The sequence below is a fragment of the Rhodococcus sp. OK302 genome, from assembly GCF_002245895.1.
Classification (GTDB): Bacteria; Actinomycetota; Actinomycetes; order Mycobacteriales; family Mycobacteriaceae; genus Rhodococcus_F.
In genome coordinates this window covers 481,023-499,656 of sequence record NZ_NPJZ01000001.1, presented here as the reverse complement: position 1 = coordinate 499,656, position 18,634 = coordinate 481,023, and the positions used below count along the sequence as shown (strand labels likewise).

The window sequence follows — 18,634 nt, the reverse complement described above, 5'->3', positions numbered from 1 at the left end:
TCGTACGAAAAAGACTGTTGTACAAGGTAATCCAAGGAATTTAACGAATAGAAACGATCTTGACCTCTAGTCGACTGGACGACTAGGTTTGTCGAATCCGAGATAAGGAGCGGTCATGAACCGACCGAAAGCGCAGACCATGCAAACTATTTCCCGCGAGCAAGGAATACTCGACGCACTAATCATCGGATGCGGTCTGTCCGGAATCGAGATCCTGCACAAGCTCCGCACAGCGGGCTTCGACGCTCTCGCTGTCGATGCAGCAGATGGCGTCGGGGGAACCTGGTACTGGAACCGCTATCCCGGGGCCAGAGTCGATTCGGAGAGTTACAGTTACGGATACTTCTTCTCCGACGAACTGCGAAACGGATGGAACTGGTCCGAGCACTTCAGCGGTCAACCCGAGAACGAGCGCTATTTCAACTATGCCGCCGATTTTCTCCAGCTGCGCCCCCACATGAAGTTGGAAACGAGGATCGAGACCGCACATTTCGATCCCGCAGACTCCACGTGGCTCGTCACGACTACGGAGGGCGAACAGTACCGGACGCGATTCCTCATTACCGCCGTCGGAATCCTTTCCGATCCGCGCTATCCCGGAGTGCAGGGACGCGAACGTTTCCAAGGACAGTCGGTGCACACTGCACGATGGCCCAAGGAGGGAGTCGATTTCGAAGGCAAGCGGGTGGCGGTTATCGGCACCGGATCGAGCGGCGTGCAAACAATTGCCGCCATCGGGCCGATCGTGAAGTCTCTGACGGTCTTTCAGCGCAGCCCCAACTGGTGCCCACCGCTCAACAACGAGCCCATCACACCGCTGGAAATGGCGGAGATCAAAGGTGAATACGACGCGATCTGGAAGAAGGCCAAATCCACCCGCGGCGGGTTCGTGCACGGACCAATCATGGCTTCCGCCAAGGATTTCAACGTCGAAGAGCGGCACGCCTGGTACGAGACTTTGTATCGTCGCCGCGGTTTCGCGAGACTGTATACGAACTTCACTGAAGTGGTCCGTACCAAGGAATACAATGCTGAGTTCTCCGAGTTCCTCGCGAACAAAATTCGTGAGCGAGTGACGGACCCGGCCGTAGCCAAGAAGCTGATCCCGACCGATCACGGCTTCGGCCAGCGCCGTCCGCCTTACGAGACCCGATACTACGAGGTCTACAACCAGGCGAATGTCGAGCTCGTCGACACCAGCGAGACGCCGATGGAGGAGATTACGGAACACGGTGTGCGGACATCGGATCGAGAGTTCGAGTTCGACATCATCATTTATGCGACGGGGTTCAACGCGATTACCGGCGCCTTCGACCAGATCGACATAAGGGGCCGCGATGGCATCACCTTGAAGGATTCATGGAAGCGCGGTCCGTCGACCTTCGCAGGGATAGGTACGAACGGGTTTCCGAACCTGTTGATGCTGGGCGGTCCGCAAGCCCTGGGCGGGAACATACCGCGCTGCATCGAACATCAGACGGCATTCGTCGATTCGTTGGTTAATCACTTGCGGGACAAGGATTTCGCCGAGGTTGAGGCGACACAGGAGGCCTGCGATGCGTGGGCCGAGCACGTTGCCGAGTTGGTTGGCATGACGCTGTACGGCGAGACGAAGTCGTCGTGGTTCTGGACCGAGACCGAAGGAGAGGCTCACAGCTTCGGTATCTATCCGGGTGGCGTGGTCGAGTACGGCAAGCGACTCAAAGAGATTGAGTCGAGTGACTACAAAGGATTTCAATTGTCCTGACGTACTCGGGTATGTAATCACTCGAGGCCCGCGTAGCCGATATCGGAAGGTGAGAAGAATGACAACAGAATCAGTCAACGAGGCGCAAGTGCGGCCGGCTGCTCGACAAGTTGGAAGGCTGGCGGACCCGGATTCCAACTTGTCGACCGATCCGCGAATGAACCCGACCTTGCTTGCCACATTGTCCGCGTTCGGGTTCGCCGAAAACAGCACGCCGTCCCCGATCGGTCGCGACGCCTCCGAAGCAGATCGGCTAGCGCTGGTGGCTCAGACCGAGCAGGGGTTCGAGGCGTTTTATGGGGCGTTGAACGAGGACCTTGTCGATGACAGGCCCGCGGTCGTCCGAGAGAGCCACAATGTGACCGGTACCGCGGGCAACGACATCGCACTGCACATCTACCGGCCGGTGAACGCCGCCAACGCGATTCCGGGTGTCGTGTACCTGCACGGCGGCGGCATGACCATGCTGGCCGTCGACAACCCAGTGCACCAGCAGTGGTGCGAGGATCTCGTTTCCGCAGGGATGGTGGTAATCGCAGTCGATTTCCGAAACGCGGGAGGAGTTCGTGGCCCGCATCCGTTCCCGGCGGGACTGAACGACTGTATGAGTGCCCTCGAATGGATTCACGTACATCGTGGATCGCTGGGAATCTCATCGGTTGTTGTGCAGGGTGAGTCGGGCGGTGGCAACCTTGCGCTCGCCGTCGCGTTGACGGCGAAGCGGAACGGCGTACTCGAGTCGATCGACGGGGTGTACGCGATGGTGCCGTTCATCAGCGGCGGCTACGGCTGGCCGGATGAGCGTAAACTGCGGGAGCTGCCGTCGATGATCGAGAATGACGGATACTTCGCCTCGTGCTCGCGTTTGGATGTCCTTGCCGCGACGTATGATCCGAATGGCCAGAATGCTGAGAATCCTTTGTGCTGGCCATATTTTGCCTCTATTGACGATATGATCGGCCTGCCGCCGCACGTGGTTTCGGTCAACGAGCTCGATCCGTTGCGTGATGAGGGCGAAGCCTACTACCGACAGTTGATGAAGGCTGGTGTGCCGACCTACGGCCGGGTCAATCTCGGTCTGACGCATGCCGCGGAGAGCATATTTCGAAAATCGGTGCGGGAGGCGAATCTTGCCACCATTGCCGACATCAAGCGATTCGCACTCGCGTGCGCCAGTCCCAGCCGGGCACAGTCGCGTTGTTGAAATCCGTGGTCTCGGAACGATCCGGTGGTGTCGTCTACGTACAAGGGCTGATCGAAGCGGGATGAAAAAACGTGGCCTGGTTCGTCCGGATTCCGGGTTGGAGTCAAGCCACCGCCGACTGCCTTCCGACGTCTGAATTTGTTCCGTGGGATGCCGGCTAGCGGTGGAAACAGCTACACAGCAGACAATTTGATAATTCTGGATGGACACCAAGGAGAACATAAACATATGAGACATCAGCGCCAGTCACTTGCTGGGAGCTCACCACGCTCAACTCGGCTGACACGTCGCGTTCTAACCGCGGCCACCGTTCTCTCGATAGGCATCCTCGGAACCGCGTGCGGCTCCGATTCAGTGGAAGACAATACCGAACTCGGTTCATCATCGTCGTCGTCCGGGGGTGTTGCCGATGCTACGGCCGCTGTATCCAAGGCCACTGTGGTACCCGCATCGATCGCAGTGACCGAACCGATTACCAGCCCGATCCCAACTGGCAAACGAATCGCATACGTCAGTTGCGGTGTGCCGGCGTGTAACGCCCAAGCGGAAATCGCGACGGAAGCGGGCGCGGTGCTCGGTTGGCAGGTGACGACGATTCAGGCAACGTCCGCACCGGCTGACATCCAGGCGGCTATGCAACAGGTAGTCCGCGACGGGTATGACGGTGTCATGTACGCAGGTTTCGCGCAGGAGTCGTTCCGACGCGAGCTGGCTGAATTGCAGGCGAAAAATGTTCCAGTGGTTGCTGTATCGACCGACGACAAGGTAGGTGACGGAATCACAGCCATCGTCCGACCCTCATCAGATGGTGTCGCAAGCGGTACGCTCGGCGCGCAATACATCATTGCCGACAGTGACGGTAAAGCCAATATTGGACTGATCAATCTTCCTGCCTACAAATCGGTTGGCATCTTGACTGATGCCTTCAAAGGCACTGTGGAAACGCAATGCCCTGACTGCTCTTACAGTCAAGAGGACTTCCCGAACACAGTCTTCAGTAAGGGTGACGGACCTGCGCGCATTGTGGCGTTCCTCCGGGCGAATCCGAAAATCGATTGGCTATTCCTGTCCAATGATGCACTCGCGGTTGGGCTGCCAGCTGCACTCAAGTCAGCTGGGCTCGCCGACAAGGTACAGATCGGAGGGGCAATCGGAGGCACCACCAATCTGGCGATGATCAAGGAAGGCCAGCAAGCCTTCACGGTTCCCACGCCGCTCGTCGATGTCGTCTGGCAGCAAACTGACGCGATGGCCCGAGCCTTCGCCAATCAGCCGGTCGAACAGTCGATGAAACCGACGCCGCTGATCGTCTGGAATCAGAAGACCATTCCAGCGGACATCTCGTCCTTCCCGCCGGCCGTTCCGACAGTCAGGGAAGACTTCACGACCTTGTGGGGTAAGTAGTTTCCGAGCAGAAGAGGGGCGTACCAGGCCAACAGCCTGGTACGCCCCTCCTTTGCTCGGAGATGACCAACGAGTGTTGGCGATGGTTGAAAACTAGTTCAGAAATGACGGTCTAAAGCTAGATCACTCAACCACGGTTTGAAGGGTGATCTTCATCCGGCATATCGGTGCAAACCTGGCCCTTCAGGACGCTGAACGAGCGACGTTTCGAGTCGATGCCTCGAGGTAATGCGTGAAATTTCTCCCACGTCGAGAAAACTGGAAGTGGTTTTTGCGTCGGTGGAGGTCAAGCTGCGGACGCGCAAATTAGTTGTGCGCCTTTATTGCCCGCCCCAGGTCAATAAAGGCGCACAGGGGCTATGCCCCTAAGGCGTTACCTGAGCCGTCATCATCTGTGCGAATCCGTCGCCGTAGGGCGGCAGCATTCCCCACTCGCCGCGCGGATCATGCTCTGCTGCTTCGAATACCGAACGAGCGTGGCTGAACTCGAGAAAGCCCTCACGGCCGTGGTAGTGGCCGATGCCGGAAGCGCCGACGCCGCCGAAAGGTGCGTCGTTGAGGCCGGGATGTGACATCGCGTCGTTAATCGTGACACCGCCGGAATTGGTGCGATCGAGTACCGATTCCTTCTCGTCGAGGTCGGTGCCGAAGTAGTACAGCGCCAACGGCTTCGGACGCGAATTGATATCTGCGACAACCGCATCCATCTCGTCGTACGGCAGAACTACGACAGCCGGTCCGAAGATTTCTTCCTTCATGATCTCGGCGTCGGCCGGGGGATCGACGACGATCCGCAAGGGGCGACGACGTGTCTCGGACGAAAGCTCTTCGTTGGGAACGGTGATGATGCGCGCGCCGCGATCGGCTGCGTCGGCGATGTATCCCTCGATGCGGGCGAGGTGTCGATCGCTGACGATGGACACCATGTCGGTGTTGTCGGCAACGGTCGGGAAGAGTCCGGTAAACGAGTTGGTGAACGCGTTGATGAAGCGTTCGGTGCTTGCGCGGGGAACGTAGATGAGGTCGGGGGAGACGCACAGTTGGCCGGAGTTGGTGGACTTCGCAATGGCCAATCTGTATGCGGCCTCGTCGAAGTCGGCGCTCTTGCCCAGAACGCTCGGCGACTTTCCGCCGAGTTCGAGGGTGACCGGCACCAGGTTCTTGGCGGCATTTGCCATGACCAATTTGCCTACGGTGGTGCTTCCGGTGAAGACCAAGTGGTCGAAGGGGAGCGACGTGAGGTGGTCGGCTACGTCGGGTCCGCCGGTGACTACGGCGATTTCGAGCGGATCAAGGTGGCGTGCGGCGGCCTCGGCCAATACCGCAGCGGTGTTCGGAACGATTTCCGAGGGCTTGAGGATGGCACGGTTACCGGCTCCGAGTGCGCATGCCAGCGGGCTGAGGAGAGTAAAGAGTGGAGCGTTCCAGGTGCCGATGATGCCGATGGAACCCTTCGGCTGGTACGTGACGTACGCAGTGGCGCCCAGTTGGTCCTGAAGTTCACCGGTGGTTCGGGGTGAACGAATCATCCACTCTTCGAGGGAATCTCGCACATGCTTGAGTGAAACCATCGATCCGAGAACATCATTCATCACCGAGTACGCCGGCAGTCGTCCGCCGAAGTCCTCGTTCATGGCTTCGGTCAGATCCTTATGGTTTGCCACGAGCAGGTCGATCACCTGTTGGATGCGTTCGCGACGCTGCTCTGCCGTCGGCGCTCCGGCTGCGCGCGTTGCAGCTTGTTGCGCTTGCAGGATTTGCGCAAGATCGGTGGTAATTGCGGCAACGGTGCTCATGGGCACTCCTCGTAGTGGCGAAGTATTGATTGGAACGGTATCGAGGCTTCGGCGGCAGTGCCTGATACATCTCGTTGACCGGGACGTATCGACTTGGTAGAGAGGACATATGTCGCGAGCACAGGTAAACCAGAGCGCTGTACGCCTAACCGTCGACGAGTCGGACGGGTTGGGTTTTCTGACGCTCGATCAGCCGGCGAGGCGCAATCCACTCTCGGCGGAGACCATGCGTGAAGTGACCGCGGGACTTCGTAAGTTGTCTGCGGACGAACAGGTGCGTGTTGTGATTGTTCGTGCCGAAGATCCGGTGTTCTCGGCCGGCCACGATCTGACCGAGATGATCGGCCGCACTCTCGACGAGGAGCGCGCAATTTTCGACGGGTGTACCGAGATGATGGAGACGGTTCAGTCGATCCCGCAGCCGGTCATCGCGGCAGTTCAGGGGCCGGCGATCGCCGCGGGGTGCCAGCTGGCGGCGTCGTGCGACCTCGTTGTTGCGGCGTCGAGCGCAGTCTTCGGAACACCGGGAGTGAAGATCGGCCTGTTCTGCTCCACTCCGATGGTGGCCCTGAGCCGGGCGGTGGGCCGTAAACGAGCGATGCAGATGCTGCTGACGGGTCAGGTCATCGACGCCGATACTGCGGCGGACTGGGGGCTGGTCAACTTTGTCGTCGACGCAGCGGAACTCGATCGGGAGGTTCGAGACCTGGCCGCGAAGATTACGACGGCCAGCCCGTTGACGGTCAGGATCGGCAAGCAAGCGTTCTATCGCCAGATCGATCTGCCGCAGGCTCAGGCGTACGAGGCGATGGCCGAAACAATGGCTACGAATGCGGTGACCTGTGATGCTCAGGAAGGTATGCAGGCCTTTGTGGAGAAGCGGACCCCTCGGTGGCAAAACAAATGAGCGGACGAATGGTCGGGGGCCTTCCTCAATACTTGGACGTCCTATAACCTGTGCCCATGAGCCTGGATCCGCGTACCAATACCGTCGACGGAGTGCTGCGGCGCTCGGCAGCCAAGTACCCCGATCGTGTGGCCGTGATATTTGAGGACCGCACTCGCACGTATCGCGAACTGGACGACGCCGTCACTCGGGTCGCCGCCTATCTGCTGGGCTTGGGACTCGAGCACGGTGATCGTGTGGCCGCATACGGAACCAACTCCGACGCCTACGTCATCGGGTTCCTGGCCTGTGGGCGAGCAGGTCTGGTGCACGTCCCCATCAACTACGCACTCAAGGGCGACGAATTGCGCTACCTCGTAGCGCAGTCCGGCGCCCGAGCAGTTCTGGTGGATCCAACTCTTGCCCCGACCCTCGACTCGGTGCGCGCAGACCTGGACCTCGATCACGTGCTGGCGCTGCGAGACGCCGAACTGTCGGTGGTCACCATCGCCGCGGCCGGGGAGGTGCCGGACTTCGAGTCGCGCGCATCGTCGACCGACCTTGCCCAGCTGCTCTATACCTCGGGAACAACGTCGAAGCCCAAGGGCGCGATGATGACTCACGGCGCACTGGTCCACGAATACGTGTCTTCGGTGATCGCGCTCGCACTCGACCAGGCTGACAATCCGTTGATCTGCATGCCGATGTACCACTCGGCGGGAATGCACGTATTCATGCTTCCGTACCTGTCTGTCGGTGCCACGGTCAATGTGATGGCAGCACCGGATATTCCGGAGATCCTGCGCCGCATCGAATCCGAGAAGATCGGCTCACTCTTCCTGGCACCGACGGTATGGGTGCCGTTGGCCAATCATCCCGATCTCGAAACGCGGGATCTCTCGTCTCTGAAGAAGGCTCAGTACGGGGCGTCGATCATGCCGGTGACCGTGCTGAACCGCCTGCGCGAGCGTTACCCCGACATCGGCTTCTACAACTGCTTCGGTCAATCCGAAATCGGTCCGCTGGCAACGGTTCTGCAGCCCGAGGAGCACGCCGAGCGACCGTCCGCCTGTGGTCGCGCCGTGTTCTTCGTCGAGACCCGCGTCGTCGACGCCGACGGCAACGACGTGCCGGACGGTGAGTCGGGTGAGGTCCTCTACCGTTCGCCGCAACTCTGCAATGGCTACTGGGAGAATCCCGAAGCAACCGCAGAAGCGTTCCGCGACGGCTGGTTCCACTCCGGAGATCTTGTCGTGCGAGACGCGGAGGGGTTCATTACCGTCGTCGACCGGATCAAGGACGTCATCAATACCGGCGGCATCTTGGTGGCATCGCGCGAGGTCGAAGACGTGATCTACACCCATCCTGATGTTGCCGAGGTTGCGGTGATCGGGACGCCGGACGAGAAGTGGATCGAAGCGATTACCGCGATCGTCGTGCTCAAGGACGGTCAGGATTCGCTGACTCCGGCGGCGTTGATCGCCTATGTGAAGGAGAAGATCGCTCCGTTCAAGGTGCCCAAGCACGTTCGATTCGTGTCTGAACTCCCACGAAATCAGAGCGGGAAACTACTGAAGCGCGAGCTTCGTACGGTCTGAAAACCACTATAGGTTCTGCCTTACCCTTGGTTCGTTTCGAGGTCTTTGACTCCGATTGCTCGACGGTATTGACTTCGAAAGACGGTGCGAACTTCTTTTACGAGCAAGGTGAGTGGTGGGTATGCAGGTCGATGCGGACGACTTCGCCGATATCTTGGCGACGGCACGGGAATTCATCCGAAAGGAAGTAGTCCCGCGCGAGCAGGAGATTGCGGATACCGACGCGATCCCGGAGGATATCCGCAAGAAAGCCGCGGCGATCGGCTTGTTCGGGTATGCGATTCCCCAGGAATGGGGCGGCCTGGGGCTCGATCTCACCCAGGATGTCGAACTCGCGATGGAGTTCGGATATACATCGCTGGCTCTGCGCTCGATGTTCGGCACCAACAACGGAATTGCCGGACAGGTGTTGGTGGGCTTCGGTACCGATGAGCAGAAATCTCAGTGGCTCGAACGTATTGCTTCGGGTGACGTGGTTGCATCCTTCGCGCTGACGGAGTCCGGAGCAGGATCGAACCCGGCAGGGTTGCGGACAAAAGCAGTGCTCGACGGTGCCGACTGGGTGATCGACGGCAACAAGCGATTCATCACGAATGCGCCACTGGCACAACTCTTTGTGGTGTTTGCTCGCACGAGGCCCGCTGATTCCGACGGTCCCGGCATTGCTGTCTTCCTGGTGCCGGCCGACACACCGGGCGTAACAGTTGGTCCGAAAGACAAGAAGATGGGCCAAGAAGGCGCCTGGACATCCGAGGTCAGCTTCGACAACGTTCGTGTTCCCGCCTCGGCCTTGGTCGGCGGTGATCAGGACACCGGATACCGCGCTGCCATGACGTCTTTGGCACGCGGACGCGTTCACATCGCAGCTCTGTCGGTGGGCGCAGCTCAGCGGGCGCTCGACGAATCCGTTGCCTTCGCGACCGTCACCGAACAGGGAGGGACGCCCATCGGCGACTTCCAATTGGTGCAGGCAATGCTCGCTGACCAGCAGGTGGGCGTCATGGCCGGCCGGGCCATGGTCCGTGAAGTAGCGGCTCGTTATGTCAGCGGCGAAGATCGACGCCTCGGACCTTCTGCCGCAAAGCTGTTCTGCACCGAGATGGTGGGCAAGGTCGCGGACCTCGCCGTGCAAATACACGGCGGCAACGGATACATGCGGGGAGTTCCCGTCGAACGAATTTATCGTGAAGTGCGGCTGCTGCGTCTCTACGAGGGAACCAGCGAAATTCAACGGCTGATTCTGGGCGGTGGCCTTGTGTCGCAAGCGAAGAAGCAAGCACAGCGCTGATCATCTTTAACTGACGAATGGAGTAGACATGGGACTGTTGGACGGCAAGGTTGCAGTGGTAACCGGCGGCGCACAGGGAATCGGATTCGAAATTGCCCGCACCTTCATCAAAGAAGGCGCCACTGTTGTGATCGGCGATATCAACGAGAGCGTAGGCACCGCAGCGGTTGTCGAACTCGGCGGAGATTCGGTAGCACGTTTCGCGTCGTGCGACGTCAGGGAATTCGATCAGGTCGAGGCAATGATCGATCTGGCCGAATCCGCTTTCGGGCCGATCGACATCATGGTGAACAACGCCGGTATGACGCGGGACGCGACCATGCGCAAGATGACCGAGCAGGACTTCGACGACGTCGTTGCCGTCCATCTCAAGGGTGCGTGGAACGGAACTCGGGCCGCCGCAGCACGCATGCGCGAGCGCGAAACCGGTGCCATCGTCAACGTCTCGTCCATCTCCGGCAAGGTCGGATTGTTGGGCCAGACCAACTATTCCGCAGCCAAGGCCGGCATTGTCGGCCTGACAAAGGCAGCCGCGAAAGAGGTTGCCTTCAAGAATGTTCGGATCAATGCGATCCAGCCGGGGCTTGTTCGCACCGCGATGACCGAGGCGATGCCGGAACGTATCTGGAACGAGAAGCTGTCCGAGATTCCGATGGGCCGCGCCGCGGAACCGTCGGAGGTTGCCTCGGTAGTGCTCTTTCTGTCGAGTGACATGTCCAGCTACATGACCGGCACCGTTTTGGAGATCACGGGCGGCCGCCACATCTGATCTGTTCAGGTGCTTGAATGCGAGGGTGGACTCTGACATGGGACAGTCGAACTCGGATCTCCCGCTTGACGGGGTGACAGTAGTTGCACTCGAACAGGCGGTGGCGGCACCGCTCGCCACGCGGCATCTTGCGGATATGGGTGCCCGCGTGATCAAGATCGAACGGGTGGGTGAGGGCGACTTCGCTCGCCACTACGACGATGCGGTGCGCGGGCAGGCCTCACACTTCGTGTGGCTCAACCGTTCCAAGGAATCGATTGCTGTCGACGTGAAGTCGGAATCCGGCCGCCGTATCGTACTTGACTTGATCGCGAATGCCGATGTGTTTCTGCAGAATCTGGCGCCCGACGCGGCAGAACGGTTGGGTTTCGGTGCGGAGCAACTCAGTGCGGAGTTTCCTGCGCTCATCGTGATCAACATGTCGGGTTACGGCAGCGCGGGCCCCCGTCGTGAGCGCAAGGCGTACGACATGCTGGTGCAAGCCGAGACCGGGATGATCTCCGTTACGGGAACGCCGGAGACAGCCACCAAAACCGGTGTCCCGGTGTCGGATATTGCGGCGGGGATGTATGCGCTGACATCGATCCTGGGGGCGCTTTTTCGCCGGGAACGAACCGGCAAGGGCGCCGTAGTCGAGGTCTCCATGTTCGACTCCACCGTCGAATGGCTCGGCCACCCCATGTACATGAAAATGTATGCGGACAAACAGATCCCACGCGTCGGACTCGGGCATGCCGCGATAGTTCCCTATGATTCGTTTCCGACGTCGGACGGCGAGATCCTCATCGGTGTGCAGAATGATCGCGGTTGGCGGGCGCTGATGGTCGATGCCTTCGGTCGAGAAGATCTGGTTGATCATCCGCGATACGCCACCAATATCGAGCGAGTCCGCAATCGCGTCGAGGTTGACGAGTTGATCGCGTCGCTCAGTCGTGGGTACTCCACGGCTGAGTTGGATAAGCGACTGGCCGCTGCGGGTGTACCGGCCGCGGCGTTGAACGACATGGGTGAACTGCTGAAACATCCTCAGTTGGAGGAACGTTCGCGATGGCGGTCCGTCGGAACGGAAGGCGGGCCGATCGACGCGATCTTGCCGCCGATGACGTTCTCCGACGTGGAGATGCAGATGGGGGACGTGCCGGCGCTGGGTCAGCAGACGGAGTCACTTCTGGCGGAATTGGGTCGCACCGAAGCGGAGATCTCGGAACTTCGCAGAGACGGTTCGGTGGGTTAGGGCGCCACGTCAGTGGACTCGCGTGCCATTGATGACGGTCGCAATTGGTTCGTGGCCTCGGGAGACAACGACGAGGTCTGCCGGTGCACCCGTCGCAACCCGGCGTGCCGGGCCGCCGGTATTGATCGATCGTCGTGATGAACTGCAGCACATCACACTTACGTCCGGAACGGCGCAATGCCTATGGGGCACCGGTGCGTGACGGATTGGTGGCAGCACTGCAACTTGCATTGATGGATTCCAGTATCGAGAAGTCTTGCTCGACGGGGCGGGCCCGTCGTTCTCCGCCGGTGGTGATCTGGACGAATTCGGCACTACTCCGGATCTGGCTATCGCACACCTGATTCGGGCCCGTGCTGGCGTGCCTGTCACCTCTTTGTTTCCAGCACGGCGATCAATGCCGATCGGGCGCTCGAATGGGGATTGATCGATCAGATCGAGATCGGATAGTTTCTCTACCGTCGAAGGTTCTCGAACACTGCCGCAATTCCCTGACCGCCACCGATGCACATCGTTTCGATTCCGTAGCGACCTTGGCGTCGATCAAGTTCGCGAAGAAGATTGGCCAGGATTCTTCCGCCGGTAGCACCTACTGGATGGCCGAGCGAGATTCCGGAACCGTTGACGTTGAACCGTTCTCGCAGGTCTGCCTCGCTGAGGTCCCAGGCCTTTGCGCACGCCAGGACCTGTGCCGCAAACGCTTCGTTGACCTCGATCAGATCGATATCGGAGAGTTGCAGATCGACCCGCGAGAGGGCTTTGGCGACAGCCGGGACGGGACCGATGCCCATTCGATTGGGCTCGATGCCGGCCACGCCCCAACTGACCAGTTTGGCGAACGGCCGCAATCCAAGTCGCGCGGCGTTGGCCGGTGTGGTGACGATTGCCGCAGCGCCGGCATCGTTCTGGCCGCAGGCATTGCCGGCTGTCACAGTTGCTTCGGAGTCGACTCGGCCACGGATCGGACGAAGTGCAGCGAGGTCGGAGAGAGCTATGTCGCGGCGCGGGTGTTCATCGTGAGTAACAACTTTCGCGTCACCTCGTCGAGAGGCCACGGTGACGGGGATGATCTCGTCGTCGAAGAATCCGTTGTCCTGAGCAGCGATCGCTCGCTCGTGGGAACGCACCGCATACCGGTCCTGCTCGTCGCGGGTGATGGAGTACTCGCGACGCAGGTTCTCCGCTGTCTCGATCATGCCACCCTCAACGGGGAAGTTGACACCGCCGGAGTTGACTCTGGGTTTTGCGAGTCGGTCATGGAACTCGACGGAGGATTTCTTTGTGCCCCAACGGATATCGTTGGAGTAGAACTCGACATTGCTCATACTTTCGGCGCCGCCCGCGATCACCAGATCGCTCATTCCGGTCTGAACCTGCATGGCCGCGTAGATCACGGCCTGCAGTCCGGAACCGCAGCGGCGGTCGAGTTGGATGCCGGGGACCGATACGTCGAGGCCGGCATCGAGTGCGGCGATTCGGCCGATGGCCGCGGCTTCTCCACTGGCATACCCCTGACCGAAGATGACGTCGTCGATATCGGCGGATTGCAATCCAGTCCGCTCGATCAGTCCTCGCATCACGGTGGCCGCGAGGGATGCCACGGGGACGTCTTTGAAGACGCCGCCGAATCCGCCAACTGGGGTACGAACGGGTTCACAGATGACTGCGTCGTGCATGGATTGCGCCTGTCTCGAGAGGAGGACGGGAAAATTGCGTCACAGAAAGTGCGAACGCGCCGAGTCGAATATTCAACACCCACACAGCGGTTGTCAACAGTTGCAGAAACCCTACTCGGGCATAGTTTTTCCCATACAGATCGTATGGGTGTCGTTCTTTGACAGCCCAATCGTTCAGGGATTGAATGATCGGAAGATTTCTCTCGACGGACAGGTGAAGCAGTGACGCGTTTGGCGCAGACCACAGGATTGACCGAGAATCAGCGCGACATCATCGGAGCCGTCCGGGAATTCGTCGATCGTGTAGTGATTCCGGCAGCACAAGAACTCGAGCACACGGATACCTATCCCACCGAGATCGTGAAACAGATGAAGGACATGGGTCTGTTCGGGTTGACGATCGACCCCGAGTACGGCGGTATCGGAGAATCACTCCTCACCTACGCGCTGTGTGTCGAAGAGTTGGCACGCGGCTGGATGAGCGTGTCCGGCGTCATCAACACACATTTCATAGTGGCGCACATGATTTCCGCTCACGGAACTTCGGAGCAGAAGGCGAAGTATCTTCCGCGCCTCGCCACCGGAGAACTCACCGGCGCGTTCTCGATGTCCGAGCCGGCGTTGGGCTCGGATGTCGCTGCAATTACTACCAGGGCTCGTCGTAGCGAATCCGGTGATTACGTGGTAAACGGTCAAAAGATGTGGCTGACCAACGGGGGTTCGTCGACGCTGGTAGCAGTGCTTGTGAAGACGGATGAAGGTGCAGAGAAGGCGCACGACAATCTGACGACGCTGTTGATCGAGAAGCCTGCCGGTTTCGGTGAAGTCCTTCCGGGCCTGACGATTCCGGGCAAGCTCGAGAAGATGGGCTACAAGGGAATCGATACTACCGAGATGATCTTCGACGGCTTCGACATCGGCGCCGACGCGGTCCTCGGTGGCACACCTGGACGAGGATTTCGGCACATGATGGACGGTGTGGAGGTCGGACGCGTCAACGTCGCCGCCCGCGCGTGTGGCATCGCTCAGCGTGCGTTCGAACTTGCAGTCACTTATGCAAAGCAGCGTGAGACTTTCGGCAAACCGATTGCCGAGCATCAGGCGATTGCATTCCGTATCGCCGAGATGGGTACCAAAGTCGAAGCCGCGCATCTGATGATGGTCAACGCTGCCCGACTGAAGGATTCGGGTGAGCGAAATGACGTCGCGGCCGGTATGGCGAAGTATCTGGCCAGTGAGTTCTGCTCGGAAGTCACGCAGGACAGCTTCCGCATCCATGGTGGCTACGGATATTCGAAGGAATACGAGATCGAGCGTTTGATGCGTGAGGCGCCGTTCCTACTGATCGGTGAAGGCACCAGCGATATTCAGAAGCAGATCATCAGCAAGGGATTGTTGCGTAGCTACAACTGAATGGCGCTAATAGCGCCGACGTATGGTCTAGGGGTGGACCTACGTCAGATCGAGTACTTCCTCGCCGTTGCCGGCGGGGAGTCCTTGTCGACGGTTGCACAGTCCATGTCAGTTACGAAGCCGTCGTTGTCGCAGGGAATTCGCAGCCTCGAACGTGAACTGGGCGTGGACCTCTTCCATCGCGTTGGTCGGGGGTTGGTGCTTACATCGGCGGGGCGGGCCTTGATCGGACCCGCGCGAGCGATGCTGCGCAGTAGTGCCGCCGCGTCCAATGCCGCAATTGGCGTGGACGCGGAACCGAAAGGCCGCCTTGACATCTGTTCCGCAGCGCCCGGATTGGAAGGGCCCGTCGCACGTATTGTGGCTGATTTCCGTAGGCGCTGCCCGGGAATAACGGTCAGGGTCAGTGATCTTCCGAGGGGTGCGACCGCGGAACACGCGCTTGCCGACGGTGCCTGCGAATTGGTATTCAGCTATTGGCCACCCGAGTTGTCGTCACTCTCCACTCAGGTGATCGGAGTTAACGAGTACTGGCTCGCGGTGCCCTCGCAGGCAGCCTCCGATTTGTGGCCCGGCGGTGTGAAACCGGCGTCCGAGCAACCTGTACCGCTTTCTGCATTGCCAAACCTTCCGGTTGTCGGTGTGCAGAAACATTCGCGTGCACGCCTTGTCATCGAGTCTGCGCTGCACGACGCCGGTGCACGAACAAGGATGTCCACCGAACTGGCGCAACGCGAGACCGTCGGAGCGTTTGTGCTCGAGGGTTTGGGGATGGCATTGCTGGAACGTTCGCTGGCAGAACGGATGGCTGCATCGGGCACCGATATCTTTCCGGTTGAACCGCCGATCTCGTTGACCTACGGAATCGAGTTCGATCCCCAACGGCTTTCCCCTCTGGGGCGCCTGTTCGTACAGGGCCTACCCGGCTGACGTCACTCGGTCGACGAACGCCGCAGCGGCCGGTGACAATGCGCTACTGCGGTGGACCAGAATAGTTTCGCGGGTGATCGGGGGATGGAGGGACCGAACGATGGACGCGGGCGCGTCTTGCTCCGCGATAGACCGTGGCAGCAAGGCAATCCCGACGCCCTGCGCGACCATCTCACGGACTGCGAGGCGATCGGTGACCTCGACGACGATATTCTCGAGGTTCACCCCTCGATCGATCAGATAGATATGTCCGCTCGTCGTGGTTTCCACGACCATCGGTAGGCGCTTGACCGATTCGAGGGGAACAGGATCCGCCAGTGTGGAGGCGAGTGGTGCAGGAATCGAAAGTACAGTCTCCTGTACTTCCAGCATGATCTCGCTCAGCGCGTCTGTCGAACCTCTTGTCCGCTCGGCGAATCCCAACTCGCAGGAGCCGTCTCGCACAAGTGCACGTACTTCTTGTGGAGTCGGAGCAGCAGTTGTCGTAAACGTGATCCCGGGAGATGCCGCGTGAAGTAAGCCGGTCAATCTGGCTATGGGATCGATGGCCAGGTCCGATTGAACCGCCAGTGAGAGTTCACCTTTGCGGAGTTTGGTAACCGCAGCGACGGCGTCCTCGGCCCGCCTGACGTCGGCAAGAAGTTTGCGGGCAGCCGCGACGACAGCAAGCCCTGACGGAGTAGGCGTAACGCCACGCGTCGTACGTTCCAGCAATGTCGTGGCGAGGGTGCGCTCGAGGCTGCGTATCGCCTGCGACAGCGAGGGCTGGGAGATGTGCAGGACGTCGGCGGCGGCCGTCACGCTGCCTTGCTCGACGACAGCAACGAGGTACTGCGCGCTGCGAATGTCCATTCCGGTGGCTTGCACCCCTGGATTCTCTCAGACTCCAGGCATATTCCGTCTGGTCCATACTGACTCCAGCTTTGACCTGTATGCATAGGTATCGGCTATGGCTCTGTGCAACGGCTCGACTTTGTGTTGCGTGCCATATCGATGATCGACTGTCGTGGTACCGCCAGTGGATTCATATTCGGCGGATACCTGGACTACAGGAGCGTGGATGTGAACGAACTTCACCTGCCCAGCCGAATTCGCCATTGGGCGCGAACGCGACCCGCCGATCTCGCTGTAACCTGCGGAGACCGGACGTTGAGCTTCCTGGAACTCGATGCGGAAACCAACCTGGTGGCGAGTGCGTTGGCGGATATGGCAGTGCAGGGAGCTCGCATCGGCGTCGTGCTGAGAATGGGAATCGAAGGTGCAGAGACGTTTGTCGCTTGTGCGAAGGCCGGGATGGTCTTCACCCCGTTGAACTGGCGTCTCAATCCTCACGAACTAGTGAAAGTCGCTCAGGACGCAGAACTCGGCGTGTTGATCGTGGGCGAAGAATTTGCGCCGGCCGCCGAGGCAGTCGCCGCTGCCATGCCGCAGGTTCCGGTAATCGTGGTGGGAGTGACTGGCGGCATTGATAATTCGCGTACCTGGCCGGAGTTCCTGAAATCCGGAAGCGGAGTCGATCCGGGACTCGGTGACGATCCGGACGCGGCGGTATTGCAGTTGTACACGTCGGGAACAACCGGCCGTCCCAAAGGCGTTGTCGCGGTTCACCGCAACCTGTACAACGTGCCGGAGGGTCTCGACGTCTACGAGTTCGGACCGAATGCTGTTGCGCTCGACGCACTGCCGCTCTTCCACATTGCGGGAGCCGGATGGATGAGTACGTGCCTATCTGCGGGCGTTCATCTTGTTCTTCTGGGCGACTTGACTGCTGGTCGAGTCGCCGAAGCAATTGCCACGCATAGCGTCACCCACGTCTTCTTGGTCCCCTCAGCAATTCAGACGCTTGTCGACCTGTCTTCGGGGGAGGACGTTGATCTGTCTACTCTGCAGTTGGTCGCCTACGGGTCGTCCCCGATTACACCGGCACTACTTGCTCACGCCATGGACGTCTTGCAATGCAAATTCGTGCAGCGCTACGGATTGACGGAAACGACCGGCTCTGTCAGTGTCCTGCGCGCTGACGACCATCACCCGACAGGCCCGAAGTCGAGGCTGCTGTGCTCTGCCGGGAAGCCGATGATCGGAGTGGAAATCTCGATCCGCGACGTCACGACAGGTGCGGAACTGCCGCCGAACGAATCCGGGGAGATCGTCGCGCGGTCCCGCAACAACACATGCGGATATTGGAGGCGTGAGCGCGAAACAGCTGAACTGTTCACCGCGGACGGGTTTTTGCGAACCGGCGATGCCGGCCACATCGACGACGAGGGCTACCTGTTCGTCACCGACCGACTCAAGGACATGATCATCACAGGCGGCGAGAACGTCTATCCGATCGAAGTGGAATCCGTCTTGGCTGAGCATCCTTCGGTGGCGGAAGTTGCCGTGGTGGGTGTACCGGATCGGAGATGGGGCGAATCGGTCACGGCTGTGATCAGGTTGGTGGACGGCGCCGACGTTCCGAGTGTCGCCGAGCTGATCGACTTCAGTACAGCAAGATTGGCGTCGTACAAGAAGCCCCGTGAAATCCATTTCGTGGAGTCTTTGCCGCGCAATGCAAGTGGAAAACTCGTCAAAGCGAGTCTGCGGACCATGCTGAGCGTGAACGGAGAAGCCTCGTGATCGTGTCCGCATCCATCGACAGGCCCACGCGATGGAGTATTCGCACACCGTGAACATCTGACGTTAT

14 protein-coding genes and 1 pseudogene are annotated in these 18,634 nt (G+C 59.8%); 12 read left to right on the top strand and 3 right to left on the bottom strand.

The window, feature by feature from the left end:
* The first annotated feature begins 115 nt into the window (after positions 1-115).
* The 3 genes from BDB13_RS02210 to BDB13_RS02200 all read left to right on the top strand — a co-directional run bounded on the left by BDB13_RS02210 (position 116) and on the right by BDB13_RS02200 (position 4,355).
* Positions 116-1,747, top strand: coding sequence for a flavin-containing monooxygenase (locus tag BDB13_RS02210; protein WP_206042511.1), 1,632 nt, complete (start codon positions 116-118; stop codon positions 1,745-1,747).
* A 58-nt stretch (positions 1,748-1,805) separates the two neighbouring features.
* A complete protein-coding gene (locus tag BDB13_RS02205; RefSeq protein ID WP_094270211.1) occupies positions 1,806-2,951 on the top strand; it encodes an alpha/beta hydrolase fold domain-containing protein in 1,146 nt (381 codons plus the stop codon).
* Positions 2,952-3,101: 150 nt separating this feature from the next.
* Complete coding sequence (locus BDB13_RS02200; RefSeq protein ID WP_094270210.1) at positions 3,102-4,355, top strand: sugar ABC transporter substrate-binding protein; 1,254 nt, start codon at positions 3,102-3,104, stop codon at positions 4,353-4,355.
* A gap of 365 nt (positions 4,356-4,720) precedes the next feature.
* On the opposite strand, the gene BDB13_RS02195 is transcribed toward BDB13_RS02200, so the two are convergent.
* Entirely contained in the window at positions 4,721-6,181 is a 1,461-nt protein-coding gene (locus tag BDB13_RS02195) for an aldehyde dehydrogenase family protein (RefSeq protein ID WP_254922987.1), read from the bottom strand.
* Positions 6,182-6,260: 79 nt separating this feature from the next.
* On the opposite strand from BDB13_RS02195, the gene BDB13_RS02190 reads away from it, so the two are divergent.
* The 6 genes and pseudogenes from BDB13_RS02190 to BDB13_RS32745 all read left to right on the top strand — a co-directional run.
* On the top strand, positions 6,261-7,058 hold the full coding sequence (locus BDB13_RS02190) for an enoyl-CoA hydratase (RefSeq protein WP_094270208.1): 798 nt from the start codon (positions 6,261-6,263) through the stop codon (positions 7,056-7,058).
* A 56-nt stretch (positions 7,059-7,114) separates the two neighbouring features.
* Entirely contained in the window at positions 7,115-8,635 is a 1,521-nt protein-coding gene (locus BDB13_RS02185) for an acyl-CoA synthetase (RefSeq protein ID WP_094270207.1), read from the top strand.
* Between the two features lie 121 nt (positions 8,636-8,756).
* Entirely contained in the window at positions 8,757-9,923 is a 1,167-nt protein-coding gene (locus BDB13_RS02180; protein ID WP_094274610.1) for an acyl-CoA dehydrogenase family protein, read from the top strand.
* Positions 9,924-9,951: 28 nt separating this feature from the next.
* Entirely contained in the window at positions 9,952-10,692 is a 741-nt protein-coding gene (gene fabG / locus BDB13_RS02175) for a 3-oxoacyl-ACP reductase FabG (RefSeq protein WP_094270206.1), read from the top strand.
* A 37-nt stretch (positions 10,693-10,729) separates the two neighbouring features.
* Positions 10,730-11,926 (top strand): CaiB/BaiF CoA transferase family protein, encoded by a 1,197-nt coding sequence (locus tag BDB13_RS02170; RefSeq protein ID WP_094270205.1) that lies wholly within the window; start codon positions 10,730-10,732, stop codon positions 11,924-11,926.
* Positions 11,927-12,041: 115 nt separating this feature from the next.
* Positions 12,042-12,287 (top strand): annotated as a pseudogene (locus BDB13_RS32745) (enoyl-CoA hydratase/isomerase family protein); the annotation flags it as partial.
* Between the two features lie 94 nt (positions 12,288-12,381).
* Here BDB13_RS32745 and BDB13_RS02160 read toward each other — a convergent pair.
* Positions 12,382-13,602, bottom strand: a complete 1,221-nt coding sequence (locus BDB13_RS02160) for an acetyl-CoA C-acetyltransferase (RefSeq protein WP_094270204.1) — start codon at positions 13,600-13,602, stop codon at positions 12,382-12,384.
* A gap of 222 nt (positions 13,603-13,824) precedes the next feature.
* On the opposite strand from BDB13_RS02160, the gene BDB13_RS02150 reads away from it, so the two are divergent.
* Both BDB13_RS02150 and BDB13_RS02145 read left to right on the top strand, forming a co-directional pair.
* Entirely contained in the window at positions 13,825-15,015 is a 1,191-nt protein-coding gene (locus BDB13_RS02150) for an acyl-CoA dehydrogenase family protein (RefSeq protein WP_094270202.1), read from the top strand.
* Between the two features lie 33 nt (positions 15,016-15,048).
* A complete protein-coding gene (locus tag BDB13_RS02145) occupies positions 15,049-15,945 on the top strand; it encodes a LysR family transcriptional regulator (RefSeq protein WP_094270201.1) in 897 nt (298 codons plus the stop codon).
* Here BDB13_RS02145 and BDB13_RS02140 read toward each other — a convergent pair.
* Complete coding sequence (locus BDB13_RS02140) at positions 15,934-16,812, bottom strand: LysR family transcriptional regulator (RefSeq protein ID WP_141210601.1); 879 nt, start codon at positions 16,810-16,812, stop codon at positions 15,934-15,936. The two genes, BDB13_RS02145 and BDB13_RS02140, sit on opposite strands and share 12 nt — an antisense overlap.
* A 195-nt stretch (positions 16,813-17,007) precedes the next feature.
* Between BDB13_RS02140 and BDB13_RS02135 the strand changes: the two genes are divergently transcribed.
* Positions 17,008-18,567 carry an AMP-binding protein gene (locus tag BDB13_RS02135; RefSeq protein WP_094274609.1) on the top strand — a complete coding sequence of 520 codons (1,560 nt, stop codon included), beginning with the start codon at positions 17,008-17,010 and terminating at the stop codon, positions 18,565-18,567.
* Positions 18,568-18,634 lie beyond the last annotated feature (67 nt).